At 46.3% G+C, this 25843-nt stretch carries 27 protein-coding genes; 10 read left to right on the top strand and 17 right to left on the bottom strand.

Annotated elements, in window-relative coordinates; genetic code table 11:
• Window positions 1-57: 57 nt before the first annotated feature.
• Both ACED41_RS10210 and bioH read right to left on the bottom strand, forming a co-directional pair.
• Window positions 58-531, bottom strand: coding sequence for a hypothetical protein (locus ACED41_RS10210; protein WP_017066129.1), 474 nt, complete (start codon window positions 529-531; stop codon window positions 58-60).
• A gap of 353 nt (window positions 532-884) precedes the next feature.
• Window positions 885-1661 carry a pimeloyl-ACP methyl ester esterase BioH gene (gene bioH, locus ACED41_RS10205; RefSeq protein ID WP_017063077.1) on the bottom strand — a complete coding sequence of 259 codons (777 nt, stop codon included), beginning with the start codon at window positions 1659-1661 and terminating at the stop codon, window positions 885-887.
• A gap of 93 nt (window positions 1662-1754) precedes the next feature.
• Between bioH and ACED41_RS10200 the strand changes: the two genes are divergently transcribed.
• The 4 genes from ACED41_RS10200 to cysQ all read left to right on the top strand — a co-directional run bounded on the left by ACED41_RS10200 (window position 1755) and on the right by cysQ (window position 4867).
• Window positions 1755-2468 carry a ComF family protein gene (locus ACED41_RS10200; protein ID WP_170962812.1) on the top strand — a complete coding sequence of 238 codons (714 nt, stop codon included), beginning with the start codon at window positions 1755-1757 and terminating at the stop codon, window positions 2466-2468.
• Window positions 2469-2577: 109 nt separating this feature from the next.
• Window positions 2578-3162, top strand: coding sequence for a Fe-S biogenesis protein NfuA (gene nfuA / locus ACED41_RS10195; protein WP_004741449.1), 585 nt, complete (start codon window positions 2578-2580; stop codon window positions 3160-3162).
• Between the two features lie 289 nt (window positions 3163-3451).
• Window positions 3452-4003 (top strand): ADP compounds hydrolase NudE, encoded by a 552-nt coding sequence (gene nudE / locus ACED41_RS10190; RefSeq protein ID WP_017062476.1) that lies wholly within the window; start codon window positions 3452-3454, stop codon window positions 4001-4003.
• Between the two features lie 36 nt (window positions 4004-4039).
• Entirely contained in the window at window positions 4040-4867 is an 828-nt protein-coding gene (cysQ, locus tag ACED41_RS10185; protein WP_017062477.1) for a 3'(2'),5'-bisphosphate nucleotidase CysQ, read from the top strand.
• Between the two features lie 119 nt (window positions 4868-4986).
• Here cysQ and ACED41_RS10180 read toward each other — a convergent pair whose 3' ends face one another.
• The 12 genes from ACED41_RS10180 to gspC all read right to left on the bottom strand — a co-directional run bounded on the left by ACED41_RS10180 (window position 4987) and on the right by gspC (window position 16506).
• Window positions 4987-5766, bottom strand: a complete 780-nt coding sequence (locus tag ACED41_RS10180) for a type II secretion system protein N (protein WP_017070118.1) — start codon at window positions 5764-5766, stop codon at window positions 4987-4989.
• A 1-nt stretch (window position 5767) separates the two neighbouring features.
• The gene (locus tag ACED41_RS10175) at window positions 5768-6256 is read right to left on the bottom strand and encodes a type II secretion system protein M (RefSeq protein WP_102332602.1); all 489 of its coding nucleotides are present in this window, start codon (window positions 6254-6256) and stop codon (window positions 5768-5770) included.
• A 20-nt stretch (window positions 6257-6276) separates the two neighbouring features.
• Window positions 6277-7521 carry a type II secretion system protein GspL gene (gene gspL / locus ACED41_RS10170; RefSeq protein WP_371724908.1) on the bottom strand — a complete coding sequence of 415 codons (1245 nt, stop codon included), beginning with the start codon at window positions 7519-7521 and terminating at the stop codon, window positions 6277-6279.
• Window positions 7490-8539 (bottom strand): type II secretion system minor pseudopilin GspK, encoded by a 1050-nt coding sequence (gspK, locus tag ACED41_RS10165; RefSeq protein ID WP_010433573.1) that lies wholly within the window; start codon window positions 8537-8539, stop codon window positions 7490-7492. Before gspK ends, gspL begins: the two co-directional genes overlap by 32 nt.
• The gene (gene gspJ / locus ACED41_RS10160; RefSeq protein ID WP_010433570.1) at window positions 8532-9284 is read right to left on the bottom strand and encodes a type II secretion system minor pseudopilin GspJ; all 753 of its coding nucleotides are present in this window, start codon (window positions 9282-9284) and stop codon (window positions 8532-8534) included. The genes gspK and gspJ overlap by 8 nt, the downstream gene beginning before the upstream one ends.
• Window positions 9271-9645 (bottom strand): type II secretion system minor pseudopilin GspI, encoded by a 375-nt coding sequence (gspI, locus tag ACED41_RS10155; protein ID WP_371724907.1) that lies wholly within the window; start codon window positions 9643-9645, stop codon window positions 9271-9273. The genes gspJ and gspI overlap by 14 nt, the downstream gene beginning before the upstream one ends.
• On the bottom strand, window positions 9632-10225 hold the full coding sequence (gspH, locus tag ACED41_RS10150; RefSeq protein WP_010433564.1) for a type II secretion system minor pseudopilin GspH: 594 nt from the start codon (window positions 10223-10225) through the stop codon (window positions 9632-9634). Before gspH ends, gspI begins: the two co-directional genes overlap by 14 nt.
• A gap of 78 nt (window positions 10226-10303) precedes the next feature.
• Complete coding sequence (gene gspG / locus ACED41_RS10145) at window positions 10304-10747, bottom strand: type II secretion system major pseudopilin GspG (RefSeq protein WP_004741459.1); 444 nt, start codon at window positions 10745-10747, stop codon at window positions 10304-10306.
• Window positions 10748-10834: 87 nt separating this feature from the next.
• Window positions 10835-12055, bottom strand: coding sequence for a type II secretion system inner membrane protein GspF (gene gspF / locus ACED41_RS10140; RefSeq protein WP_017070113.1), 1221 nt, complete (start codon window positions 12053-12055; stop codon window positions 10835-10837).
• Between the two features lies 1 nt (window position 12056).
• Window positions 12057-13559: a type II secretion system ATPase GspE gene (gene gspE, locus ACED41_RS10135; protein ID WP_371724906.1), complete on the bottom strand. Its 1503-nt coding sequence runs from the start codon at window positions 13557-13559 to the stop codon at window positions 12057-12059.
• Window positions 13559-15583 carry a type II secretion system secretin GspD gene (gene gspD / locus ACED41_RS10130; protein ID WP_102332599.1) on the bottom strand — a complete coding sequence of 675 codons (2025 nt, stop codon included), beginning with the start codon at window positions 15581-15583 and terminating at the stop codon, window positions 13559-13561. The genes gspE and gspD overlap by 1 nt, the downstream gene beginning before the upstream one ends.
• A gap of 41 nt (window positions 15584-15624) precedes the next feature.
• Window positions 15625-16506 carry a type II secretion system protein GspC gene (gene gspC, locus ACED41_RS10125; RefSeq protein ID WP_017062489.1) on the bottom strand — a complete coding sequence of 294 codons (882 nt, stop codon included), beginning with the start codon at window positions 16504-16506 and terminating at the stop codon, window positions 15625-15627.
• A gap of 331 nt (window positions 16507-16837) precedes the next feature.
• Here gspC and hslR point away from each other — a divergent pair, with 331 nt between their 5' ends.
• The 4 genes from hslR to ACED41_RS10105 all read left to right on the top strand — a co-directional run bounded on the left by hslR (window position 16838) and on the right by ACED41_RS10105 (window position 22224).
• Window positions 16838-17224, top strand: a complete 387-nt coding sequence (gene hslR, locus ACED41_RS10120) for a ribosome-associated heat shock protein Hsp15 (protein WP_017062490.1) — start codon at window positions 16838-16840, stop codon at window positions 17222-17224.
• A gap of 18 nt (window positions 17225-17242) precedes the next feature.
• Window positions 17243-18136, top strand: coding sequence for an Hsp33 family molecular chaperone HslO (hslO, locus tag ACED41_RS10115; protein ID WP_017063067.1), 894 nt, complete (start codon window positions 17243-17245; stop codon window positions 18134-18136).
• Window positions 18137-18473: 337 nt separating this feature from the next.
• Window positions 18474-20099: a phosphoenolpyruvate carboxykinase (ATP) gene (pckA, locus tag ACED41_RS10110; protein WP_065585031.1), complete on the top strand. Its 1626-nt coding sequence runs from the start codon at window positions 18474-18476 to the stop codon at window positions 20097-20099.
• A gap of 154 nt (window positions 20100-20253) precedes the next feature.
• On the top strand, window positions 20254-22224 hold the full coding sequence (locus ACED41_RS10105) for an AsmA family protein (protein ID WP_017062493.1): 1971 nt from the start codon (window positions 20254-20256) through the stop codon (window positions 22222-22224).
• 44 nt (window positions 22225-22268) lie between these two features.
• Here ACED41_RS10105 and ACED41_RS10100 read toward each other — a convergent pair whose 3' ends face one another.
• Genes ACED41_RS10100 through ACED41_RS10090 form a run of 3 tightly spaced genes read right to left on the bottom strand, consistent with a single transcriptional unit; the run spans window position 22269 to window position 24568 of the window.
• The gene (locus ACED41_RS10100; RefSeq protein ID WP_102332597.1) at window positions 22269-23204 is read right to left on the bottom strand and encodes a bifunctional GNAT family N-acetyltransferase/hotdog fold thioesterase; all 936 of its coding nucleotides are present in this window, start codon (window positions 23202-23204) and stop codon (window positions 22269-22271) included.
• Between the two features lie 16 nt (window positions 23205-23220).
• Complete coding sequence (gene dtd, locus ACED41_RS10095) at window positions 23221-23655, bottom strand: D-aminoacyl-tRNA deacylase (protein WP_004735590.1); 435 nt, start codon at window positions 23653-23655, stop codon at window positions 23221-23223.
• Entirely contained in the window at window positions 23627-24568 is a 942-nt protein-coding gene (locus ACED41_RS10090) for a virulence factor BrkB family protein (protein WP_032546762.1), read from the bottom strand. The genes dtd and ACED41_RS10090 overlap by 29 nt, the downstream gene beginning before the upstream one ends.
• Before the next feature lie 42 nt (window positions 24569-24610).
• On the opposite strand from ACED41_RS10090, the gene ACED41_RS10085 reads away from it, so the two are divergent.
• Together ACED41_RS10085 and ACED41_RS10080 are read left to right on the top strand one after the other, a co-directional pair.
• Window positions 24611-25252 (top strand): DUF2959 domain-containing protein, encoded by a 642-nt coding sequence (locus ACED41_RS10085; protein ID WP_029235101.1) that lies wholly within the window; start codon window positions 24611-24613, stop codon window positions 25250-25252.
• Window positions 25253-25283: 31 nt separating this feature from the next.
• Window positions 25284-25814, top strand: coding sequence for an AAA family ATPase (locus tag ACED41_RS10080; RefSeq protein ID WP_371724905.1), 531 nt, complete (start codon window positions 25284-25286; stop codon window positions 25812-25814).
• The last annotated feature ends 29 nt before the right edge of the window (window positions 25815-25843 follow it).

Here is a 25843-nt window from a genome sequence, read left to right as displayed (position 1 = left end):
TTTTTATTATGTGTTCAAAAAAGACATCGAAGCTTGGTTGACTCGTAAACTTTTGATTTATAAGACCACCAACATCTCTGATGGAGCATGAGGCGCAACAGCATGACCATAATGATACTTTATGACCTTACGTCGTTTCTCCATCTGTCCTTCCTGAATCGCCGCATCTAAAACATGCTTTGGCAGGCGGAAACGCATGGTATAGCCTTTGCCTTGATCAGCACTGTATGTTTTCAGTGCCAATAAGCTGAACAGCCGATCAAAAGGGTCTTGTGGCTCTTCTTGGCTAACCGAATTGGCCTCTGACTCGTTCTCCATTTCATAACCTGGATGGTCTGAAGGATCCCAAGCCGACTGCTGCCTTCGTTTATCGTCTGATTTTACCTTACGCTCTGCATTGGTTCTCGCCAATGCTACTGCGGGAGCAATAGGTTCTCGGACTCTATTATCACGCGCAACTTGCTCTGTTTGCACATTAACGGACGGGGCGATTAGTGGCACACTCACTGCAGTTGCAGGTGACACAATCATCGCGAACTCTCCTCAAGAATCGCCCATCAATATTGCCATAACACTGTTGTACCGAGAACGCACAACAGGCATAGCCCAACTTAGCGCAATCAGCTCTGGAGAGAGTGAGGTCTGAGTATCATGCAACACGTTGGTGTTATACCAATCGTAGTAAATAACTGATCATCCTAGCTTGTTAAAATGCTCGATAACGGCGTTAGATTTTTTGATTGTAGAATAACTACTTATCGAAACTACTTGTCAAAAAAAAGCTGCCTTGTTCTCAAGCCTTTTACCTACGCTATTTTTGAACACTTACTTACTGTGATTGGTATTAGCTTATATATCGACCAAGCCGGATATATATTTAGCAATTATTTTTGTGCGAAGCTGACAAGCTCACTGCAAAAGGCATCCGCTTCGGTCATAAACGGTGCATGCGAAGACTGGGTAAATATGTATTGCTCGGTATGAGGCAAGGCTGTGCCTAAGTCTTTCGCAACCTTGATTGGCACCAATCCATCTAATCGACCATACAAGCGTAGCATTGGTACTGAAATCTCAGGCAGTTGTTCACGCAGATCGACATCCGACAGCATCTTTAATCCTGCCAATAATGAGTCAGGGTTCGGCAACGGGCGAGACAGCACCGCTTGCTTGAGTTGTTTTACATCTTGCCTTGCTGAAGGGCTGCCCATGGCTTGCAATGCCATAAAGCGTTCGATGGTGGTTTGGAAATCTTCAACCAGTTGCTCGGTGAATGCGCTTAATACGTTGGGCTGAATGCCTCGCCATAACACAGGCTCTTTTGCAGCGGCGAATTTGGGAGAACTGGCGACAGTCACCAGCTTGCTCACGTAATCTGAGTGATGGAGAGCCATGTGCGTTGCGACCAAGCCTCCAAGTGACCAACCCACCCAAATCGCTTGCTTTGGTGCTTCGGCCAAAAGCTGCTGAGCAATCTCTTCAAGATCTTGAGCGTGGCAGTGCGCGCTGTGTCCATACCCTGGTAAATCGACAACATGCACTCGAAAATCAGCTTGTAATGCATTAACGGTTTGTTGCCATACCGCACCGTTCATTCCCCAGCCGTGAACCAGTACTAAATCAGGCCCTTGCCCAGAAACATGCCAATATAACGCGTCACTCATTCTCAATATTCCCTACTTTTTCCATCAGCGATAATCCGCGCTTTTCAGTATGGTGAGCAAAAGGAACACCATAACCCAAAAGCATCACGAGCTATGTTATCCGATTGGCTACAAAAACACACACCACGTCTGGTCACACCTCAATGCCACCTGTGCAAACTTGATAAACTGCCCAGTGATACACATCCTCGATGGTGCAATTCTTGTCTCAAACTCTTTCAGCCAGTACCACGCTGCCAACGATGTGGTTTAAAAACACTGCTCACAGTAGAGCAGTGCGGACAGTGCTTATCTCAACCTCCACCTTGGCATCGCCTCTACTGTGTCGGCGATTACACCTTCCCTACAGCAGGTTACATTCAGCAAATGAAGTACGCTGATAAGTTTTGGTTTGCACGTGATCTATCTAAGCTATTGGCATCACGTATCGAATATCCTGCTCCGCTGATCACCAGCGTGCCGCTGCATTGGCGTCGATATACTCATCGCGGCTTTAATCAAAGTAAGCTGCTAGCCGACTACACGGCTCAAGAGCTTGGCGTTGAAAGTGATGTGCTCTTTCGTCGAATTCGCTCAACGGCTTCCCAGCAGGGGCTGACTAAATCCGCACGATTACACAACCTAAAGAGCGCTTTTGCGCTGCGAAAACAAGACGTTCAAGGAACTATCCCCTCTCACGTCGCGATAATTGATGATGTTGTAACCACCGGCAGTACTGTGTATCAATTATGCCAATTACTACTTGAAGTGGACGTTAAAAGGATTGATATTTACTGCATCTGCCGCACTCCTGAGCCCTCTGGATAAAAGCTGTGAATCACTACTTGTACAGCAATCCAACAAAAAAGGGCTGAATTACAAATCTGACAGGAGTAGAATGGCGCTAATAACCTACAAATCTACTCAGGTATTCGTCGTGTCAAATATTACTATTACAGAAACAGCTCAAACTCACTTTGCCAATCTGCTGTCACAGCAGCCTGAAGGTACAAACATTCGTGTGTTCGTGGTAAACCCAGGCACACAAAACGCTGAGTGTGGTGTTTCTTACTGCCCAACAGATGCTATCGAAGCGTCTGACACAGAGCTTAAATTCGAAGCTTTCTCTGCATACGTAGATGAGCTAAGCCTACCGTTCCTAGATGAAGCTGAAATTGACTTCGTTACTGACAAAATGGGCTCTCAGCTAACGCTTAAAGCACCAAACGCTAAGATGCGTAAAGTCGCAGACGATGCACCACTTCTAGAACGTGTTGAATACGCAATTCAAACACAAGTTAACCCACAACTTGCTGGTCACGGCGGTCACGTTAGCTTGGTAGAAATCACTGAAGACGGCGCAGCTATTGTAGCATTCGGTGGTGGTTGTAACGGTTGTTCTATGGTTGATGTAACGCTAAAAGAAGGCATCGAGAAAGAACTTCTTCAACAGTTTGAAGGTGAACTGACTGCTGTTCGTGATGCAACTGAGCACGATCGTGGTGAGCACTCTTACTACTAATCACTGATTTAGTGTTAGTTGTTATTTGAAAGGTTGATGCGCAAGCATCAACCTTTTTTGTTATGTGGATAAGCAAGTTAGGACTATCGCGTTCTCTCTATACTCTCTTGCTATACAACCATATTTTCACCTCGTTACCATCTTGAGTAAGGTATTCAAGTGATCGTAATCGATTCCTGCTTCAATAATTTTCGGATATGAAAACTCGGATCTAGGAACTCAAGGTCATTTCCCCTATATTAGAATGACTTTATAAGAAAGAATTCCAATGAGCTAAGGAGCGAGCGCAATGACGAAAAGGACCAAGCCAGAGATTTTGGCTAAACAAACTGTCGCTCAATCAAGACTATTCTCTATCGAGTCTCTCGACTTACGCTTTTCAAACGGCGAAGAGCGCACTTACGAACGCATGAAGCCCAGCGGGCGCAACGCAGTGATGATGGTTCCTATTACTGAGCAAGGCGATATTCTATTAGTACGTGAATATGCAGCGGGAACTGAACGCTACGAACTTGGCTTTCCAAAAGGGCTGATTGATCCAGGTGAGCAGCCAAACGAAGCCGCCGTTCGCGAACTCAAAGAAGAGATAGGCTTCGGTGCCAACAAGCTTACTCCGCTGAAGGAAGTGATCCTTGCACCCTCTTACTTCTCTAGCAAAATGACGCTGTTTATTGCAGAAGACCTCTACCCAGAAAAGCTAGAAGGTGATGAGCCAGAGCCTCTCGATATTGTGCGCTGGCCACTTGCTCAAGCCGAAGAACTGTTAACACATCTCGATTTCTGTGAGGCTCGGAGTATTACAGCCCTGCTTTTAAGCCTTCGTGTATTAAACAATAACTAGAACATTCAGGCTCGCTCTAAGAGTAAGAGAACATTTATGCCAATAACAAAAGATTTGTCTCACCTCCTACCCTCTGTCATTGAGATTGCTCGCTCTGCTGGTCAACTCATCTTAGAGATCTACGAGAAAAAGGATTACGAAGAGTTCATTAAGAGTGATGACACTCCAGTAACCAGTGCCGATCTTGCAGCACATAAGCTGATATTAAAAAAACTCAGTGAATTGACGCCTGATATTCCCGTATTATCCGAAGAAGACGCCGACATCAGCCTAGAGCAACGCTCTCAATGGGATCGCTACTGGTTAGTTGACCCACTGGACGGCACCCAGGAGTTCATCGCACGAAGTGGTGATTTCGCGACAATTATCGCCCTAATCGAGCATAACAAGCCAGTGATGGGCGTGGTATACGCACCCGTTTCAGGTGTGAGCTATTACGCTTACAGTGGCAAAGGCGCTTGGAAGATCCCAGACCTTAATGACAGCGTGAAAATCAAAACGCATCGTCACGAGCTGCCAAACCAGTCAATCGCCATGGCGATCAGCCGTCGCCAGGACATCAATCGCATCACTAGCCGTATGAGCTCAGCATGGAATTATGATTTGGTTCCTCTAGGCTCAGCAGCGCTTAAGGCCTGTTTAGTCGCAGAAGGCGCTGTGGATTGTTATCTGCGCCTTGGACCAACCGGAGAGTGGGATACCGCCGCAACGCAGTGCATTGTTGAAGAAGCTGGCGGACGTATCTTAAGTACTCAACTAGAACCGCTTTCGTACAATGAAAGAGAAACGCTAGAAAACCCGAACTTCATTGTACTCGGTGATGCAGATTTACCGTGGGTAGAAATTTTGCAAGGCAAAGACTAGGCGAGTTTGCTCCCTTTAACTGTCAGATATCCTCTAGATTCTCAGAACAAACAAAACGGGCACCTCAGTGAGGTGCCCGTTTTTTATATCTCGTAATTTAGTGACCCTTAGCCGTTTAGCTAAAAACGACCTTGATAAGTAAACTGGTACTTACCTTGGCTATCAGGATTACCCAACCATTTAAGCTGATTTTGCATCGTTGGCGGGAATTCAACACCCGGTTTAAACCACGCTGCAGATGTGTAGCGCTGGTTAGATGTTAGACTCGCTGAGAACTCACTGTCTACTTGAGTGCTCTTCTGAACGCCTTTGGCTGCAATTGTACTGTCTTCACAGGTTATGTCCGCAATCACAGGACCAAGGTCTAACGAACCAACAGGTGAATCGACTGCAGCACCAGACCAAGCCACAGTACCTTCACCAGACTGACACCAAGGTTGAGCATGAACCGCATGCTTGATCGTCAGCTCAACCTTTCCACCAATTGAAACCGGGACTGGAATGGCTGGAGCATATTTCATCACGTTAGCAGCGGGCATTGATGCGACTAAGTTTTCCGCATACGCACCACTCATGCTGTACCCAACACGCCCTTTTCCTGACAAGTTCATGTCGCTATTACGACCAAAACGAACCGCTAATTCAGCTTTGGCTTGGAAGAGTTTAGAGAACTGAAAGTCCCACTGTACTGAACCGTAATTAACACGCTGCCAGGCGATATTATTGGCGCTGCCCTGCCAAACCGTTCCTTCAACACCTTCAATATTCAAGCCACGCACAGCCGGTGCATGTTTGAGTACAAAAGAGGCCGGTAGATGCAGCAACAGACTAACCGAGAAAAAGACAATAAAGATGCCGCCAAAAAGTAAACCTAACTTCAAAGATAAACCGCGTTTCACATTAACCTCGTTTAAACTGTAGTCGGTTGACCTCAATAACCCCTGGGTTATCGGAGCGATCAATGTCCATAAACTCAACCTCCACACCCTGTTTTTCTTTCAGGTATGTTAGCCAGTCAACGAACTTATTAAAAGGCACAGGTTTTACCCACACTTGCAACATTTCGCCACGTGGTTGCACGCGTATTAGCTCGATATTAAAGCGACGCATAGAAGCTGGCACAGATTGATTCAGAGGTTGACTGGCACTAATGCCGCCACTGCCTCGTAGTTCAACCACTTCATTGGCTTTATTGGTTACCCAAGCCAGTAGTTGCTTCTCGCTTTGAATGCGGGTCTGCGCAAGTTCAGCTCGCTGACTGAGTGGCTGGATTAGCCCCCAATAAACGACACCGACCACCAATAGAATTGAGCAACCAATCACTAGTCGTTGCTCTCTTTGACTTATTGAAGTCCACCACGCTTGGAGTGGCTCAATCATATTTCTCATCACTGATCTCCTTACGCAGGTTATTGATGGGGTTTAAGAGTAAAGCTGCCAAATACGGCATCACCATTACGATTCAATGGCCCTTGCTCAACGGTAAACTTCTCTTCAAGTTTCACTCGCGCAGTCTCGAAATATTGGAAGTCAGAACTTTTCGCCTGTAGTCGAATCTCAGAACGATTGCCATCGTAGCGAATGCTTTCGACTTCAATTGACTTCACCTGACCTAAGGTTTCCGGCAGCAATGCTAACCACCCCAACAAAGAGTCACCATCGCCCGAGCCGCCATATTTCTTGGCTTCATCGTTCATCTGGCGCTTAAGGTAGCTGACCGTCGGAATACGTTGCTTGCCCGGAAGTACGCTTCTAAAAATACGTTCACTCTCCGTTCGGTACGCTTCGGCTTGTGCTTCGTACTGCTGAACCTTTAAGACTTGCTGAGTGACGATCACCGCCACCAGCAAACAAGCTGCGATCGCTACTTTTTGCCATACACGCCAGTACTTACTGAATGAAGATTTGGTTTTAAAGGTGCCAGTCAGTAAATTCACACTGCTTGCGATCGCTTGTTGGCTCAATAGAGACATCACCAACTCAGCAGGCTTAGCTTGCCAATTCACACCACTTTGCTGTTGAACATCGTCACTCGGCATCGCTGTATAGCTGAAGATAGTCGTAGGTTGTTCTGCATCGTCAGCAACCCAGTCACTTTGCAAAAACATCGGCAACCATGCTTCGCTGATCGATACCGCTTGATAGTGACCTTGGCGTTGAGAGTTACCTTGGCGTAACAGCCAATGTTGGTCTATCTGCAATGCACTAATGCCGTGCTCTTCCAAAGGCACAGCGAGTGTATCTGGCAAGACCTTGCGAAAGATAATATTGGCTTCACGAAACTTACCTAGCGCTTGTCTTAACCATTCATGCTCAACACCACATACCGTGGCATGAGTGGTATCTTTATCTAAAATGGTTAAGTGCAAGTCTTCGATATCTTGTGCCACTTCGTCTTCTAACAAAAATGGCAGCATAGAGTCGAACTGGCGAGCAGCACCTTTCGGGATCTCAACACGCTTAATTAAGCACTCATTTCCCGGCAATAAAGCAATACAACTGCGCTTTTCAGCGTAAGGTGTTAATTCACCAAGCTGTTCCCAGCTCGACAATTCACCACTTGCTATCACTTCTTGTTGGCTTGTCGACCAAACTAACCACTGCACAGGGCTTTGTGGTTCGCTACTCAGTCGAACGGTCAGAAACTCGCTCACTGATTCCTCCAAAACGACGGCGTACTACCGTCACTGTTTCTCGATTACTACTATAGAAAAGCGACCGTATACGTACACGTGACTGCTCAACTAATACCTCTGCATCTAGCTCAAAATAGGCGCTATCTACAGTTAAATATGCTTTCGCTTTCTTGCTAACTTCGGCACTCACACCGACAATGGCAGACTCCGCCATAAATGCATCTACCGTATCCCAACCATCAAATGGGCGTTTATCTATCAGCTGTTTAGCATCCGATTCACTTAAGCCCGGCGCGAACATCGCTTCCAATAAAGGCGCCTGATTTTCCGTGAGTGTATTCACATTCAATCGGAAGTCGTCGGTTGGTAAAGCGCAAACCAAAGGGCGAACTTTATTCATCACATCACCAGTGACCTGATACACCGCTCGTAGCTCCGATTCATCGGCCATTAAACCATTGGCCGCCAAATACGATGGCTTCATCGCTTCATAGGTGCTGTCTTCTACGCCAGACGAAGAAGTGGTTCGGGTATCAGCATCAACAAACTCCCAGCTTGAATTCGCGATAACCTCAGCCTGATAAGGGTCAATATCTTGGTTTTCCAATAAGGTTTGCCAAACTGTCACTAAATAAGGTGTTTGGTTACTTGAAGTTGTCGTAACACCCGCTAGCGCATTAAGATTAAAGCAAGCTTGCGCATCCACGATACGGCCTTTGACTTGCCCATAATCTAATGGATAGACCTGCTCCTCTAACGCCCATGGTTGGCTTAGATTCACAGTATCACTGTCTTTATAGCTTTGCCTAATACCGTCTTGTACAAGCGCTTCTACACCAATGCTATACCAGTAAGCTTGTTGGTAATTTAACTGATTACCAACGCGTTTGAATTGAGTAAACAGACGCTCAGACATACTGCCTGCAATGGTTGCCATGATCGCCAATAGCATCAAAATAACGATCAATGCTACACCGCGTTGTTTACGCCCTATGACCGAACGTCTCTTAGCAGGACGATTGATTCGATTAGCCATTGCTGTCCTCACTACTTGAAGAGTCATCAGCTTGGTCTAACGTACCACTAGGCGTAAGATAAACACGTTCTATCTCACCATAATCTTTCAATGTTAGCTTGAGTCTTACCGCTTTAGGCAGAGACTTATCAGTTTGCCACTCTTTCCCCCAACGACTGCCGTCATAAAACTCGAACTCCAAGCTTTCGACATCATCAAGTAAGGGAGTCATCACGCCTTGCTGGCCTGCTGGTGTATCTGGGTAGCGCCACCATACTCGCTCAAGCGTTTCTTCTTTGATGCGGTAACCCACTTTAGTCACCTCACCCCGAGGGAACTGCTGCTGCGGGTTATGCCAACCCAAACGAGTAAACATGATGCCAACACTGTCGGAATCCAGTAAATACTCTTTCAATAAGATCAGCTTAGATGATGCTTCTTCACCATCGGTGCGAAATTGTCTCGCTGCCATCTGACGAAAATCATTATCTAAAATGACCAAGCTACGCTGTAATTGATTCAAGCGCGCACTGCGTTCAATTGAGATTTCATTACTTCGTTGAACTTGGTTTACCACTTGATAAGCCGCCATGCTTAACGTGGCAAAGATAGCGATCGAGACCAAAACTTCGATTAAGGTAAAGCCTCTCCCTTTCGAGGATAGTCTTTGTTTGCGTGACAGACACTTAGATGAAACCTTAGCTGATGGCTTGACCCTACTTAACGACATGCTTTTATTTGACGACATGCTCTTATTTGACAACATAGCTGCGCACCGTAACCACTGGAGAGGCCTTCTTACTGGTTGCCGCGCTTACATCAAACGCCTTTAACAAATCACCGCTAGTATCAATTGGCGTCACTTTCCAGAACCACTCTCTTCCTGCTAACTCTTGCGTGCCCTGCGCTTTTTTAAGCTTGTCAGGATGCAGCATGACGAGAGCCATTTGATTGTCTACTACCATAGCTGCGAAGGTTTTTTCTTCTAGATAGCTAAGGGTATTAATGTGCTGAGTGACGGCACGAATAACACTGATCGCTGCCGTTGCGAAAATAGCGAGCGCAACTAATACTTCAAGCAGGGTCATACCACGAGAACGATAAGGAGAGCCGTTATTCCTCTTCATCTTCTTCTCCTGGCTCAAGCAATCGAATAACGCCATTATCCAACACTCGAATGCGCCAACCATCTTGTATGGTGTCACCTGTATTTGGATAAAACGACAGCACAAATGGTGTCATTTCAGCACTCGATAAGATGTAGATCTGTGGTGGCTTAGGCTTTTTTTCCTCTTCAAGATCAGCAAACATATCTTCATCAAACAGGCTTCCTGGATTGAATAACCGATCATCGTCTTCCCATGCGCCACCCCCTAAGGTCAGTGACAATGCGAGATCTTCCGGTAGTTCAGTTAAAGAGGGGATTTTTTCGAACTCAGTTTCTTGCCAGCCATCAGACTTCAAAGTCATCAGAACGTAAGTCGATTTCTTTTCATCAACACGAACACCAAAATCTAAGCCACTCAAAATAGCCTCTTCATTAAGCAACTGAATTCGTTGATAAAAGCTGTGGGCATACTTTTTGGCGACGTCTTTACTATTGGTAGGAATGGTCGCGATCACCGCAACCGCCGTTACTGACAGTAGTACCAACACCAAGAGAATCTCAATCAAGGTGAAACCTGGCTGTGTTTGCTTAGTTTTCACCTTTAGACTCCATCTGTTTACGTCCTACCATCAATAACGTATCAAGCATCAATAACGAATCAAACAATAAGCTGAAGCTTATTGGAAATCCTGCATGTTCCAGTTGCCGATATCCGCCGCAATACCTTCACCACCTTCTTGGCCATCAGCACCAAGAGTGAAAATATCAATAGTGCCGTTATCACCAGGGCTTAGGTATTGGTACTCGTTACCCCATGGGTCGTTTGGCAGACGCTTGATGTAACCGCCGTCACGGTAGTTACGAGGCTCTGGGCTGCTTGGCTTGGAAACCAATGCATCAAGGCCTTGATCCGTTGTTGGGTAAACGCTGTTATCCAGTTTGTACATATCCAGCGCGTTCTCTAGCGCCACGATATCAGTGATCGCTTTCTGTTGATCAGCCTTCTCTTTGTTACCCAGTAGGTTAGGTACAACAAAGCTCGCCAATACGCCGAGGATAACCACAACAACCATCACTTCTAGTAGGGTAAAGCCTGATTGTTTCTTCATTTTATTTTTCATTGTTTTCTCCAAATTACAGACAACGAGTGAAGGTAATAGTGTCCTTCTTCTCGCTCATCCAAAAACTAACGTCTTATGAGCAGTTGGTTAACCACTCATCAAATTATTCATTTCAAGCATCGGCATCAGCGTCGCCATCACAATGAACAGCACTAAGCCTGCCATCAAAGCGATAAGTGCTGGCGTAAAAATACCTAGCGCGATATTCACGGTCGACTCAAAGCTTTGGTCTTGGTTATCCGCCGCTCTTGTCAGCATCTGTTCCAGCTGGCCACTCTGCTCACCACTGGCAATCATATGCAGCATCATCGGTGGGAAGAGTTTGGTTTGATCGAGCGCTTTACGCAGGCTTGCCCCTTCTCTAACACTGTCTGATGCCTGCAGTACTTGTTGCTTCACATGGTGATTCGACATCACATCCACCGCAACCTTCATCCCTTCAAGAATAGGAATCGCACTCGAGGTACAAATAGAGAGTGTTCGTGCAAAACGAGAGGTATTAATTCCTTTCGCGATCTTGCCGATCAGTGGAATGCTTAATAGCTTGCGATCCCAACTCATGCGAACACCCGGCTTTTTCAGAGCGGTCTTAATCAACACAATCACACCGATGATCAACAACAGTAATTGGATGCCCCAATTCTGGATAAATTCACTCGATGCCAATAAAAATTGTGTCGATTGAGGAAGTTCTTGACCCATTTGGATAATCGGTTCAACGATCTTAGGTACCACGGTTGCCAGCAGGAACGAAACAATCGTCACCGCAAACACCACCAGCACCACAGGGTAGATCATCGCTTGCAGCAACTTAGAGCGCATCTTCTGACGGTTTTCTGCGTAATCAGCCAGTCGCTCCAATACCGCATCTAAGTGACCCGATTTCTCACCAGCCGCGACCATGGCTCTAAACAGTTCATCAAAGATATGTGGGTAATCAGCCAAGCTATCGGCTAGCGAATAACCTTCCGTTACCTTCGAACGAACCGCCAGTAACATGGTTCGAATACGTGGCTTTTCAGATTGCTCCGCCACGGCTTTCAAGCACTCTTCTAGCGGCATGCCTGATTGCACCAAGGTGGAAATTTGGCGAGTAATCAAAGCAAGGTCTGGCGTGCTGATACCACGCTTAAAGCTGGTCGAAGGCTGTGCACCTTTCGTCGTTTTAGCTTTAGCTTCGGTCATCTCAACCGGCATCAAGCCTTGTTCTTTGATTCTTTGGCGAGCCTGACGAGCATTATCTGCTTCAATTGAGCCTTTTTTACTTTTGCCTTTGGCATCCAGTGCTTTGTATTCAAATGCCGCCATACTAGACTTCCTTGGTCACTCGCATCACTTCTTCTAGGGAAGTTACCCCTTTCAGAACTTTGCTCAAGCCATCATCTCGAATACTTGGTGTTGTGCCACGAATTGCTTTATCAATCGCCTGCTCACCCGCTTCACTGTGAATCAGCTCTTGTACCGAATCGTCAATCATCAATAGCTCATGAATACCAGTACGGCCTCGATAGCCTTTGTGACTGCAGCTTTCACACCCTTTGGCATGGTAAAGCGTTAGGCTGTCTTTCTTCTTCAACCCAAACAGTTTTTTCTGTTCTTTATCCGCTTCGTAAGGTTCTTTACAGTCGTTACACAGGGTGCGAACCAAGCGCTGAGCCAAAACACCCAGCAGCGAAGAAGAGATCAAGAAGGGTTCGATGCCCATATCACGCAGACGCGTAATTGCACCGATTGCCGTATTGGTGTGAAGGGTCGACATCACTAAGTGACCGGTCAAAGAGGCTTGAACAGCGATCTCTGCGGTTTCCAAATCACGGATCTCACCAATCATGACCACATCAGGATCTTGACGAAGAATGGCACGTAAACCACGCGCAAAGGTCATATCAACCTTAGGGTTCACTTGTGTTTGACCAATGCCATCAATATCAAATTCAATTGGGTCTTCAACGGTAAGGATGTTGCGTTCGTTGCTGTTAAGCTCTTGCAGGCCAGCGTACAAGGTCGTTGATTTACCTGAGCCTGTCGGGCCAGTCACCAAGATAATGCCATGTGGGCGCTGAATCAGCTTACGGAAGTTTTCATGGTTTTCTGCTGTCATACCTAAACTGTGCAAGTCTAGACGAGTGGCGTTTTTGTCCAACAGACGCATTACCACACGCTCACCGTGCGAAGAAGGCATGGTTGAAACACGAACATCAACCGCTCGGCCACCAATACGCAAAGAAATACGACCATCTTGTGGCACGCGTTTTTCCGCAATATCCAATTTAGCCATAACCTTTACACGTGACACGAGCAGCGGAGCCAGTTTACGGCTTGGCGCTAGAACATCACGCAGCACACCATCAACTCGGAAACGGATACAAAGTGACTTTTCAAAGGTTTCGATGTGTATATCCGAAGCACCCTCTTTGATCGCCTCACCCAGCATCGCATTGATTAACTTGATGATTGGTGCATCATCTTCTGATTCAAGTAAGTCTTCGTCTTGAGGCAGTTCTTCCGCTAGTGAGAAGAAGTCATCACTATCAGCACCAATGTCTTCCATGAGCTGACGAGCTTCCGACGAGTCACGCTGATAAGCATCGGTCAGTTTTTTATCAAACTCATCGAGAGTAATCGCTTGTGGCGTGAAACCATTTTTCACAACACGACTCACTTCAATGATCGCCGCCGATTTCAGTGGCTCAACATAATAAAGTATCGGTGCGCGCTCTGGATGTTGATACTCCAACACCATCTTATAGCGATTCGCAAAGCTAAACGGCAAGCGCTGATAAGTACGTGCCGCCCCTACCAATTCAGCCATTATTCTGTTTCCATCTGATCAATGAAGGCTTGAAGTTCAGCCGGGTAATTCATGCTTTCGCCAAATTTAGGCAATACCGGGATGTTATCGTCTGCCATTAATTTCAGTCCTTGCTCAGCCTTGTACAACTGCTCAGCACGGATGAAGTTGTATTTACGCTGCGTGATACCATCGGCTGTCATACCATCACGAATAATGGTTGGTTTGATGAAGACCATTAGGTTCTTTTTCTCAACCTGAGTACTGGTTGATTTGAACAGGTGTCCTAGAACAGGGATATCGCCCAAGAACGGCACCTTAGATTCACTTTCCAGCGCTCGCTCGTCAATCAAACCACCCAGCACCAGCATTTGACCGTCTTGAACAATCACTGACGTATTTAGCTGACGCTTAGCAAAACGAACATCTACTGCCCCGTTTGCGCCTAATACGTTCGATACTTCTTGTTCTATTTGCAGCTGAACTGAGTCACCTTCATTGATTTGTGGCACGACTTTTAGCTTGATACCCACTTCTTTACGTTCAACCGTTTGGAATGGGTTATCGTTACTTGAGCCTGCGGTCGAGCCAGTTAAAACAGGCACCTCTTCGCCCACAATGAACGACGCTTCGCCGTTATCCATCACGGTGATACTTGGAGAAGATAGGATATTTGAATTTGAATCGGTCGCTACTGCACTGATCAAGGCAGTCCAGTCACCCATCACTACGCTCATTGCCGCGCCATTAACGCCAGAAAGAGCAGAAGCTAACGTTGAGTAGTCACCGGATTCTGTGGTCGTTTCATTACGCAAAAAGGCGCCATTATCATCATAGACTGCGGTGGTCGTTTCAGTGTCTTTCGCTTCTTCTAAACCAACCATTACGCCACCGATTGACGCACCTGTGTTGCCATACTGAATCACAGCACCAGTATCAAGGTTACCCCATTGCACACCAAGGTTAATGCCATCACCCTCTGCCATCTCGACAATTAGGGCTTCAATCAATACTTGAGCACGACGAATATCCAACTGTGCGATCACATCTTGAAGCGCATTCATGATGTCCGGTTGTGCGGTAATCACCAACGAGTTGGTATCACTGTGAGCGGAGATCATCACTTGGTTACGTTGCGATGAGCTGCCTTTGGTTGAAGATTGCTTTTCTGATTGCAGGTTGTCCGACACGCCTTTCAGCACATCGACTAAATCTTCTGCTTTGGCGTATTTAAGGTAAATTACTTGGTTGTTGCCCTTGGTTGCCATTTCCACGTCAAGCTGTTCAATCAACCTTCTTAAACGGCTACGTACCTTAGGGTCACCTGAGATAAGAATCGCATTGGTACGTTCATCGGCAACTAATTTAGGTTGTAGAAATGCAGGTGTGTTTTTCGCATCAGTGGTTTTGCTTAACGCATCAACGATACGTACCATTTCTGCCGCAGAAGCATTCTTTAGCTCAACGACTTCAATCTCTTTATCACCCGCTTGGTCAACACGCTTGATGATTTCAGCTAAACGGTTTACTACCGCCGCTCGGCCTGTAATAAGGATGATGTTGGCTGGGTCGTAGTGCACAACGTTACCCGCGCCTGCATTGTCGTTTAGTTGACGAAGCAGAGGAGAAAGTTCACGTACCGAGACATTACGAACCGTCACAACACGTGTCACCACATTGTCGCCTTTGATCGTATCACTGTCTCCAACGACTGGAATTGCCGATGTTTTCGAATCTTTGGCCTTGATGATCTTAAGAACACCTGAGTCCATTTCGACAACCGCGTAGCCATACACTTCCAATACGTTTAGGAAGAAGCTGTAATATTGCTCTTCATTGAGTACGTCGTAGCTGCGTACATCGATTTTTCCGCGCACCGAAGGGTCAACGATGATCGTCTTCTCTAGGTTACGACCAACAATATTAATAAACTCTTGAATATCAGTGCCTTTAAAGCTGGCACTAAAATCACTCGCGATGGCTGCGGGTGTGCAGATTAAGCTTCCTGCCAATAACCATGCACTTTTCTTAAACCAATGCTTCACGTACTTCTCCTACACTTTCGTCCTTCGTTAGACGCAAAGTTTTAAAATTCAATAAACACTTCATGTTGTTGACCATCTCTCTCGACGACGAGGTTTAGCTCTGTTAGTTCTGAGATGGAACGGAATATGTTGCCCATAGCAGCAGGGTCTGTCAGGTCTTGTCCATTTAACTGAGTGGCAATATCTCCGTTTTGGAGCCCAACAGAGTTAAAAAGTTCTGAATCTTTGCCAGGGCTCACACGATAACCGATCACTTTATCGTCACGCTTCACCTGAGACAGTCGTACATATTGGAAGATTTGTTGCGGATCTTTCATTATCTTCGCTTTAATTTCATCAAGCTTCTCTTCTGCTGAAGCCGGATTATTACCACGAACCGAAGAAGAGCTACGAGGTGGCGCAGGCGCTGATACAGCCAAACGCTTGTACTCAATACCTTCAAGCATCAAGGTTTCGTCTCGTCCTGAGTTATCAATGATAACGCGGTCGATTAATACCGCTTTTAACTTGGCTCGAGTGCCTTCAATCTCTTCATTAATTCCGTAGGTCGCTTGCGTGCCGCGATTGGCGATCACCGCTAAGCTCAGTTTTGGATTCGAGCTCGCGACTGCACCCACTAAAACGAGGTTTAATCGCGTCTTAGGCGCATCTTGGATAACTTGCTGTTCAACCACAGCGGGCGTGCTTGGGTTGTAAGCACCAAACATGTTGCTCTGCTGCAAAGAAGAGATATCAAGGGTCGATTGAGGTGCTGAAGACGATGAAGCCGTTGCTGTCCAAGGCGCGATAGTTTGCTCAGCAGGTTCGATAAACCATGCAAGCTGCCCTAAGATCCATGCGGAAGCTGCAATCAATACACAACAGGTCGCTAAGCTTAGTTTCTGCTGAAGTACAAATCCATTCTCTAATAAGCGGCTCAACATAGGAGAACTCCCTACGCGATTTTTGAGCTCTAAAAAGTTCACTTTCCTAGTCCCTTTTCATGACGACAAACGCTGCAAATCATTAAACTTTCAGCTTTTTTATTCATTCGTTCGATACCAAGCTTATTTAAGCAATAAGATCCTGAACTATATCATAGCAAATCGATAAATCGGCATAACATGGCTATTTTGTATTATGACTTGAAAAAAATGCCAACCGCCTCCACTTTAAGCTTCTACTTAATGTGATAAGCATCATCAAAAACATGTTGCGCACTGTTCGTTACAGTTAAACCGCATTCATTTCTCACTTAATAAGGCACAGCCCTATATGAAAACTGCTAATGAAGCTGTCAGACTCGATAAATGGTTGTGGGCAGCTCGTTTTTACAAAACCCGGTCTATTGCTCGCAACATGGTCGATGGTGGCAAAGTCCACTATAATGGTCAGCGCAGCAAGCCAAGTAAAATTGTCGAACTTGGGGCTGTGATTACACTGCGCCAAGGTAATGAAGAAAAGACGGTAACGATCGAGAAAATCTCAGCCCATCGTGGTGGAGCCCCGATCGCTCAAACCCTCTATGAAGAAACCACCGAAAGCTTGGCAAAAAGAGAAGAGTTTGCACAACAGCGCAAGCTAAATGCTCATAGCCCAGCACCAGAACGTCGCCCAGATAAAAAGCAACGTCGTGACATCATCAAGTTCAAGACTCAATAAGCTAGAAGGAATAGCCAAATGGCAGACCCAATGTCTACAAGTAATGTTTTAAATCGCTACCTATTTGAAGACCTATCAGTACGTGGTGAATTGGTACAGATGGACGAAGCGTACCAACAGATTATTTCTAGCAAGGAATACCCAGCTCCAGTACAAAAGCTGTTGGGTGAGCTACTGGTTTCAACGACGCTACTAACGGCGACCCTAAAGTTTGAAGGTTCTATCACGATGCAGCTGCAAGGTGACGGCCCAGTATCTCTAGCAGTTATCAATGGCGATCACGATCAGAAGATCCGTGGTGTTGCTCGCTTTGAAGGCGATATCGCAGACGACGCAGGTCTACACGCCCTAATGGGTAAAGGTCATCTAGTGATCACTATCGATCCTAAGAAAGGTGAGCGTTACCAAGGTATCGTTGGTCTTGAAGGTGACACGCTTGCACAAGTACTTGAAGGCTACTTCGCTAACTCTGAACAGCTTAAGACTCGTCTATGGCTGCGCACTGGCGAGCATGAAGGCAAAGCACACGCTGCAGGTATGTTGCTACAAGTAATGCCTGACGGCACCGGTACGCCAGATGATTTCGAGCATCTAGAGCAACTAACAGACACCGTGAAAAACGAAGAGCTATTCACTCTAGAAGCGAACGAACTGCTTTACCGTTTGTACAACCAAGAGAAAGTACAGCTATTCACACCACAACCGGTTGAGTTCTTCTGTGGCTGTTCACGCGATCGAAGTGCAGCAGCAATCATTACTGTTGCTCAAGAAGAGATCTACGACATCCTAAGCACCGAAGGAAGCGTTGGTCTACACTGCGATTACTGTGGCACAAATTACTCGTTCGACAAGAATGATGTTGATGCACTGTACGCAGAAGCAGCAGATAAAGGCAGCAATACGGTTCATTAATTTACGGCGTACCAAAAACACGTAATTTACCCCAAAAAGGTCAGCACTCAGCTGGCCTTTTTTGTGATCAAAATAGCGCAAACTCCGTAACATCTCGTAATAAAATCACCGCTTAATTTTAATCAATTAATAATGTTCTCGCCCCTAGCGCAAAGGTTTGCGTACAGGATAGACTAGTTGGGCCAATATGTGACGAGACGCTTAAAACCCCATGGCTAATATGGATATTTTTTGAGCTATATCCCTGTTTCCCCCGAGTCTCGTTGCTAGCATGGTGAGCAGATAACAATAAAAAATTAATACAAAATCCCTACAAAATATCCTACAAGGAGCACCTATGACCGTTATGGAACATACAAAGGCTGCACAAATTGATCTAACTAAGCACGGACTGACTGGCGTTACTGAAGTTCTTCGTAATCCTAGCTACGAGCAGTTATTCGTTGAAGAAACACTGCCAGGTTTGGAAGGCTACGAAAAAGGCGTAGTAACGGAACTAGGCTCTGTTGCGGTAGACACTGGTATCTTTACTGGCCGCTCACCAAAAGATAAGTACATTGTTAAAGATGACACGACCCGCGATACCATGTGGTGGTCAGATCAAGGCAAAAATGACAACAAACCGATTACAACTGAAGTATGGAATGAGCTGAAAGAGCTTGTGACAACTCAGCTATCTGGCAAGCGCCTGTTTGTCATCGACGGTTATTGTGGTGCTAACCCTGATACGCGCTTAAGCGTGCGTATTATCACTGAAGTAGCGTGGCAAGCGCACTTCGTTAAGAACATGTTCATTCGTCCAACTGACGAAGAGCTAGCAACGTTCGAACCTGATTTCGTGGTAATGAACGGTGCTAAAACAACTAACCCTAACTGGGAAAAGCAGGGTCTAAACTCTGAAAACTTCGTTGCTTTCAACCTAACAGAGCGCGTTCAAATCATCGGTGGTACTTGGTACGGCGGTGAGATGAAGAAAGGCATGTTCGCAATGATGAACTACCTACTACCTCTACAAGGTATTGCTTCAATGCACTGTAGTGCAAACGTTGGCGAGAAAGGCGATGTCGCTATTTTCTTCGGTCTATCAGGCACTGGTAAAACAACCCTATCAACCGATCCTAAACGTGAGCTAATCGGTGATGATGAGCACGGTTGGGATGACGATGGTATCTTCAACTTTGAAGGTGGTTGTTACGCGAAGACAATTCGTCTATCTAAAGAAGCTGAACCTGAAATCTACAACGCAATCCGTCGTGATGCACTACTAGAGAACGTAACGGTTCGTGGCGATGGTTCTATCGATTTTGATGACGGTTCAAAAACAGAGAACACTCGTGTTTCTTACCCGATTCATCACATCGACAACATTGTTAAACCAGTATCAAAAGCAGGTCACGCTCAAAAAGTTATCTTCCTGACCGCTGATGCATTTGGTGTTCTACCGCCAGTATCTAAACTGACTCCAGAACAAACGAAGTACCACTTCCTATCTGGCTTCACAGCGAAACTAGCGGGTACAGAGCGCGGTATTACTGAGCCAACTCCTACGTTCTCTGCTGCGTTCGGTGCTGCATTCCTAACTCTTCACCCAACTCAGTACGCTGAAGTGCTTGTGAAACGTATGGAAGCGGCGGGAGCAGAAGCTTACCTAGTGAACACTGGTTGGAACGGCACAGGCAAACGTATCTCGATTCAAGATACTCGTGGCATCATTGACGCTATCTTAGATGGCTCAATCGACCAAGCGGATACTAAGGTTATCCCTATGTTTAACCTAGAAGTACCGCTAGCGTTGCACGACGTAGATCCTACGATTCTTGACCCGCGTGATACGTACACTGATCCATTGCAGTGGGAAAGCAAAGCGAAAGATCTAGCAGAGCGCTTCATCAACAACTTTGACAAGTACACAGATAACGCTGAAGGTAAGTCACTGGTTGCAGCTGGTCCTCAACTGGACTAATCCAACCATCTGCTCGGGCTTAGCCAAAAGCAAACGCCCAATTTAAAATGATATTTTTGTAGCAAGCCCCTCTTTTGAGGGGCTTTTTTGTTGATGCTTGACCCTTTTTGTTCCACTCTGTTTTAAGACTATTGAAATTTAAGGCTTTCAGGGAATGAAAAAGGTATTCATGGTGTTCGGCATTGTGTTGGCTATCGCCGTTGCAACTATCGCAGCGCTGCTATTAAGCCTGCAGACCCAATACCGTGCGGATGTTGCCAACTTTTTTATCAAACATACGATTGAACAACCTGTATTCATTGAAGATGTTGAGTATCAGGCGCCTTATCACATCACCTTAATGGGCATTACCCAAAGCCAACCAGAAAAGCAAACACCTCTGTATATCGACAAGATCGATCTTTGGTTCAGCCCCAGCTCGATGACAGAGGCCAAACTGGTCTTTGAATCTGTTTTGATCAGCGGCCTACAATTAGAGGCAGACGATCTAAAAACACTGACTTCTTTATTTACCCAACCAAACATCAAGCTCCACCAGCTGGCCATCAACAATCTCGACTTTTCGACGCCAGAGTTTAATGCGCGAGGCATCGACCTACAGATCTCCGCCCCAACGTGGAACAACGATAACTCGCTTCTCCCTTATGGAAAAACCCAACTCTCTGCCTCACAACTGTATTGGCAAGGTGAGGCATTCGATAATCTGTTGATTGATCTAGACCTCAAGCCGAGTGACAGCACCCTTTATGGTGCTTCGTTTGACTGGCGTGGCGCCAAGATTTCTGGGCAAGCTGAACAATATCAACAAGATTGGTCGTTGGTGAATGTGACCGTCGATGGCTTACGACTCAATCAGAAACAGACCCAAAACCTACTAAGCAAAGAGTGGGATGTTGCAGGCATTAAGATTAATCACATCAATAGCTTAGATATTCTGCGTAGCGACGTAGAGTGGCAAGATGGCCACCTCGCTGCCTTTGATGCCTCATTAGAAAATATCCAACTGCCTTTTGAAATCTGGAAACAACAGAAAGCCATTTTTTCTCTACAGGCAGAAGGAGTGACCATTGATGATGACATGTTCATCGAGCCAAGCCTCAAGCTCAACCTAGAAGCAAACCGGATTCTGATTGAGGATTTCTATACTCAATTCCTGCAGGGCACTGTTCAGCTCAATGGCGAAGTCGCCCCTAGCAGCATTCAATTGGCGCAGCTCGACCTGCAAGGCATCAAGTGGATTACCGAAAACCAAGATAGCCCTCTACCGGCCGCTCGCCTATTGCCTTGGCTCACACAGCTCCAGAACGTCGAGATTAACCGACTTAATATAGAACGCAGCCAACTTATCCAACTAGCACAAACGCCTTACTGGCAGGTCTCTGGATTACATGTCGAGGGGCATCAAGTTCAACTGCTGCAAGATAGAAAACTGGGCTTATGGCAAGGGAAGCTGATGGCGAGCGCCAATGATGCCAGCTACCAAAATATTCTCAGCGCACAGCCTGTGGTTGAGATGAATAGCGAACAAGGAAAATGGACGCTGACTCGTCTGTTTGCACCACTCAGGAATGGCTACATTGAAGCCAATGCAACGCTCGATTTTAACCAAATCAGCAAGCCATGGAGCTTAGATATTTCTGCCGATGGGTTACCCATTGCGCCTATGCTGCAGCGACTTGAATTACCACTCGATGCAACCGGCTATGGCGAGTTTGAACTTCAAGCCGCAGGTTTATATGGCGACTCACTGATGCTCGGTTACTCAACCACAGGGCAACTCACTGGCAGCGTTCGCCAGGGTGTGATGACCTTTAATGACAAGCTTTCTGAAACATCGACTGATAACGTGTTTGAAATTCCAGAGCTTAATGCGCATTTTGACCGTGGGCGCTTCACTCTCGAACCGATGCATATTATTGGTGCATCATCAGCAGAGCAAGGCGAACAAAGGGTTCAAACGCTCAATGGCGAGGCTTCTGGAGAACTCGACTTGCTTAAAGCTGAGCAACACACCCTCTCGATTACCCTATCGGACCCATGCCATCAAATCTCAGGAAAGCTCACCCAAGCTGAGTATTCGGAGATTAACGACTGCCAACAAAAAAACGCCACTCCTCAGGAGTAGCGCTTTCAATCAATAATTCTATCTATCATCAAGCGAGCGTGAAGTTATTCACTCGCCTTGCTATCCGTCGATAGTATTTTCTTATAATCAGGGATCAGCATATAGGTTCCCGTAAACTCTACCGCTTCCACATCGCCGCTATGAATGGTCACGTGAATGATGATACGTGCCTTTCTTCCTGACGCAAGGCGGTCCAAGTCACCACTGATCCCATCCAATGAAGTAGAGGCAACAGGGTTTTGCTCAACCGGGTGACGATAACGAATATTACTGTCTGCCAGCACGATATCACCGGTCAGCCCGCGTTCTTTCATCAATAACCAAGTCATCCCCCAACCAGTTAAGGTCGCTAAGGTAAAGGCAGAGCCTGCAAACATGGTATTATGCGGGTTCAAGTTGGGATTCAGCTGAGCACTACACTCAAATTGGTAACCCGTGTATTGGTTGATCTTGATGCCCATCTTGTCACTGATCGGGATCTGATGTTCCCAGCGCTGCTGAAGCTCATTACACCACTCAGGCTTACGCAGAACGTCTGCCATTGGGTCAAGATGCTTAACCATCTGTTGGTGACGCACAGGGCCACGTTGATCGTTAATCTCACCGCGACGTTCAAATTCATTCTTCTCATAGAATGAGATCGCATCTTCACGTGCATTACACACCAAGCGCTTAGCACCCTCTTGGCGAGCCAATGACTCAAGTGCGACTAGAATCAACGAACCCATGCCTTTACTTTGGCGAGATTTCTTCACCGCCATATAGCGGATCTGACCTTCCAGATCTGGGGTGATATACAGACGACCAATCGCCATCGGGCGACCACGACCATCAACAATCATGCGATGGTGACTCATTGGGTCATATTCATCGCGCTCAGAACCTACCGGCATTCGCCAAGGTTCACGGAGCATCTGCCAACGAAAATGGTAATACTTGTTTAGCTGATTTTCGGTGGTTGGTGTTATGAGTTTAAACATGCTTATTCCTTTAAGCCTAAACCTGCAGCCAGAATGTCACTGGGCCATCATTAACCAAAGACACTTTCATGTCGGCTGCGAATCGGCCACGTTCCGTTGGTAACACTGATTCACACTGGTCAGAGAAATAGTTATAAAGACGCTCAGCATCTTCTGGGTGAGCACCACGAGAGAACCCTGCTCGAGTCCCTTTCTTGGTATCGGCCGGCAGAGTGAATTGAGACACCACTAATACCTTACCTTCTACTTGCTTCACGTTGAGGTTCATTTTATCGTCTTCGTCTCCAAAGACACGATAAGTGGTCACTCGTTCCATCAAACGTTTGGCTTTGGCTTCGTCGTCACCTTTTTCTACGCCTAACAAAACTAATAAGCCTTGTTCAATCTCACCAACTACTTCGCCATCAACACGGACGGCAGCTTCACTTACTCTCTGGATCAGTGCTATCACTGTTGTTTCCTTGCTCTGTGATTTTGTCTTTATCCGACGAGTGTACCATTTCTTTCGAGTCACTCCACTGTTCCTGCTCACCCAATGCAGCGGTCACCTCAGCACCCACCAGCACAATCAACCAGCACAAATAAACCCAGACAAAAAGAATTGGTATTGCCGCCAATGCGCCATAAATCAACTGGTAAGAAGGGAATTGAGTAATGTAGGCCGCGAAGCCTTTCTTACTGAGTTCGAACAACAGAGCCGCCACTAGAGAACCTGCAGCCGCATGAGAAAAGTGTATCTTTTTGTTGGGAACCAACAGGTACAGACCGAAAAACGCAAAGAAAGAGAGAATCAAAGGCAGTTTGCGAATTACGGTATTAAAGGCGCCAGATACGACTTCATTTTGTAGCAGACTGAGCGATGTCACATACGAAGTGGCAGCAATACTCGCCCCAACCAAGATCGGCCCAAGTGTTAGCACCATCCAGTACATTGAGAACGACAATACCGCACGTCGCTTCTCATTAACACGCCAGATGTAGTTTAGGTTCTTATCGATATTCGAGATCAACATCAGTGCCGCAATGAACAAGAACACACTACCGACCGCCGTCATCTTACCCGTGTTGGCAACAAACTCGAGCAAGGCACCGTGCACCGCATCTCCTGACGCTGGAACAAAGTTGATAATAACGAAGTTTTGAATCACGATACCAACATCAGCAAAGATGGAAAATGATGACAAGATAGAGAGCAGAACCGTCAACATCGGTACGATCGAGAGCAAAGTAATGTACGCCAAGTAGCCCGCATTCACGTTGACTCTATCGTGCGTCATTCGCGCCAAAAGATAGCGAGAAAACTGAATACTGAGTGTGGCGACCTTTTTTATCTTCAACTTGTAACTCCCTTGTAACTCGTTCATAGTCCTAATTAATATTCCGTTACTTAACTATAGGAAACTAGGATGCCTTATTTAATAGTTATAGTCCTCTCTATTTTTACTCTTACTGGATGCCAGTCAGCTTATTACTCCGCCATGGAGCAAGTGGGTTACCACAAGCGTGACATTATGGTCGATAGAGTGGAAGACGCTAAAGAGTCGCAGCAGGATGCTCAGGAAGAGTTTACCAGCGCACTTGAAGCCTTGAGTAGCCTGACTAATTTCAGTGGCGGCGACCTTGAAGACATGTACAACCAAATCAATGATAAATACCAAGACAGCGAGAAAGCCGCGCAAAATGTCAGTGACCGCATTGCTGCGATTGAAGATGTGTCGGATGCGCTGTTTGAAGAGTGGCAGAGTGAGTTAGATCTCTACACCAGTGATTCACTGCGCCGCTCGAGCGAGCAAAAACTTCGTGAAACTAAATTGTCTTACCAAACGATGCTGTCAGCAATGAAGCGCGCCGAGAAGAAAATGGACCCAGTGCTCAATACCCTTCGCGACAACACGCTTTACTTGAAGCACAACCTCAATGCGAGCGCTGTCGGCTCGCTGCAAGGTGAGTTTATGAGCTTAGAAAAAGACATCGCCTATGCAATAGAGCAGATGAATGCGGCAATAGCAGAGTCGGATAAATTCCTAGCTCAACTCAATCAGAAGTAGTGCCATTAGAAGCGAATTAAGATAAACCCGTATGAACCCAATCATTGTTACTGGCGGCCCAGGCGCCGGAAAAACCACACTAATTAATGCCTTGGGTGACATGGGTTACCCGATATTCGCTGAGTCCTCTCGCCAGTTAATCGAACAGCAGAGTCAACTTGAGAACGGTATCTTACCTTGGTTAGACCTTCCAGGCTTTGCTCGCCTATGTTTAACCGTCATGAGCGAACACAAAGACCAAGCCAGTCAGCATCCTGTTGCCTTTCTCGATCGCGCCATTCCAGATATCTGTGGCTACTTGGCTCAGGCGAAACTAGAGATAAACACAACCTACCGAGAAGCGAGCCAAGGTTATCACCCCCAAGTGTTGTTCTGTCGCCCTGAAGCTTCAATTTATGTACAAGATGATGTGAGACCTTATCCGTTTGAGGAGGCGTTAGAGATTCACCACGCGTTAGAAAGAGTCTACCAAGAACTTGGTTATGAGGTGGTTGAAGTGCCGTTTATGCCAGTCGAAGAACGGCTTCAATTCGTTGAGCGTTACTTAGGTGTCAAAAGCTAGATCCCCAACTCGGTCGTTCCTCCCTCTTG

It is taken from the genome of Vibrio sp. 1F255 (genome assembly GCF_041439145.1).
Taxonomy (GTDB): domain Bacteria; phylum Pseudomonadota; class Gammaproteobacteria; order Enterobacterales; family Vibrionaceae; genus Vibrio; species Vibrio crassostreae_C.
This window is presented reverse-complemented; position numbering and strand designations above follow the sequence as displayed.

Coding starts and splice junctions, on each gene's coding strand:
- ACED41_RS10080 (WP_371724905.1), top strand. CDS start 25,284: ATGAACCCAATCATTGTTACTGGCGGCCCAGGCGCCGGAAAAACCACA.
- gspJ (WP_010433570.1), bottom strand. CDS start 9,284: ATGTTGTCAAATAAGAGCATGTCGTCAAATAAAAGCATGTCGTTAAGT.
- gspK (WP_010433573.1), bottom strand. CDS start 8,539: ATGGCTAATCGAATCAATCGTCCTGCTAAGAGACGTTCGGTCATAGGG.
- ACED41_RS10085 (WP_029235101.1), top strand. CDS start 24,611: ATGCCTTATTTAATAGTTATAGTCCTCTCTATTTTTACTCTTACTGGA.
- hslO (WP_017063067.1), top strand. CDS start 17,243: ATGGCAGACCCAATGTCTACAAGTAATGTTTTAAATCGCTACCTATTT.
- gspC (WP_017062489.1), bottom strand. CDS start 16,506: ATGTTGAGCCGCTTATTAGAGAATGGATTTGTACTTCAGCAGAAACTA.
- gspF (WP_017070113.1), bottom strand. CDS start 12,055: ATGGCGGCATTTGAATACAAAGCACTGGATGCCAAAGGCAAAAGTAAA.
- gspI (WP_371724907.1), bottom strand. CDS start 9,645: ATGAAGAGGAATAACGGCTCTCCTTATCGTTCTCGTGGTATGACCCTG.
- hslR (WP_017062490.1), top strand. CDS start 16,838: ATGAAAACTGCTAATGAAGCTGTCAGACTCGATAAATGGTTGTGGGCA.
- nudE (WP_017062476.1), top strand. CDS start 3,452: ATGACGAAAAGGACCAAGCCAGAGATTTTGGCTAAACAAACTGTCGCT.
- ACED41_RS10105 (WP_017062493.1), top strand. CDS start 20,254: ATGAAAAAGGTATTCATGGTGTTCGGCATTGTGTTGGCTATCGCCGTT.
- cysQ (WP_017062477.1), top strand. CDS start 4,040: ATGCCAATAACAAAAGATTTGTCTCACCTCCTACCCTCTGTCATTGAG.
- ACED41_RS10175 (WP_102332602.1), bottom strand. CDS start 6,256: ATGAGAAATATGATTGAGCCACTCCAAGCGTGGTGGACTTCAATAAGT.
- bioH (WP_017063077.1), bottom strand. CDS start 1,661: ATGAGTGACGCGTTATATTGGCATGTTTCTGGGCAAGGGCCTGATTTA.
- gspE (WP_371724906.1), bottom strand. CDS start 13,559: ATGGCTGAATTGGTAGGGGCGGCACGTACTTATCAGCGCTTGCCGTTT.
- pckA (WP_065585031.1), top strand. CDS start 18,474: ATGACCGTTATGGAACATACAAAGGCTGCACAAATTGATCTAACTAAG.
- gspG (WP_004741459.1), bottom strand. CDS start 10,747: ATGAAAAATAAAATGAAGAAACAATCAGGCTTTACCCTACTAGAAGTG.
- ACED41_RS10090 (WP_032546762.1), bottom strand. CDS start 24,568: ATGAACGAGTTACAAGGGAGTTACAAGTTGAAGATAAAAAAGGTCGCC.
- ACED41_RS10100 (WP_102332597.1), bottom strand. CDS start 23,204: ATGTTTAAACTCATAACACCAACCACCGAAAATCAGCTAAACAAGTAT.
- ACED41_RS10210 (WP_017066129.1), bottom strand. CDS start 531: ATGATTGTGTCACCTGCAACTGCAGTGAGTGTGCCACTAATCGCCCCG.
- ACED41_RS10200 (WP_170962812.1), top strand. CDS start 1,755: ATGTTATCCGATTGGCTACAAAAACACACACCACGTCTGGTCACACCT.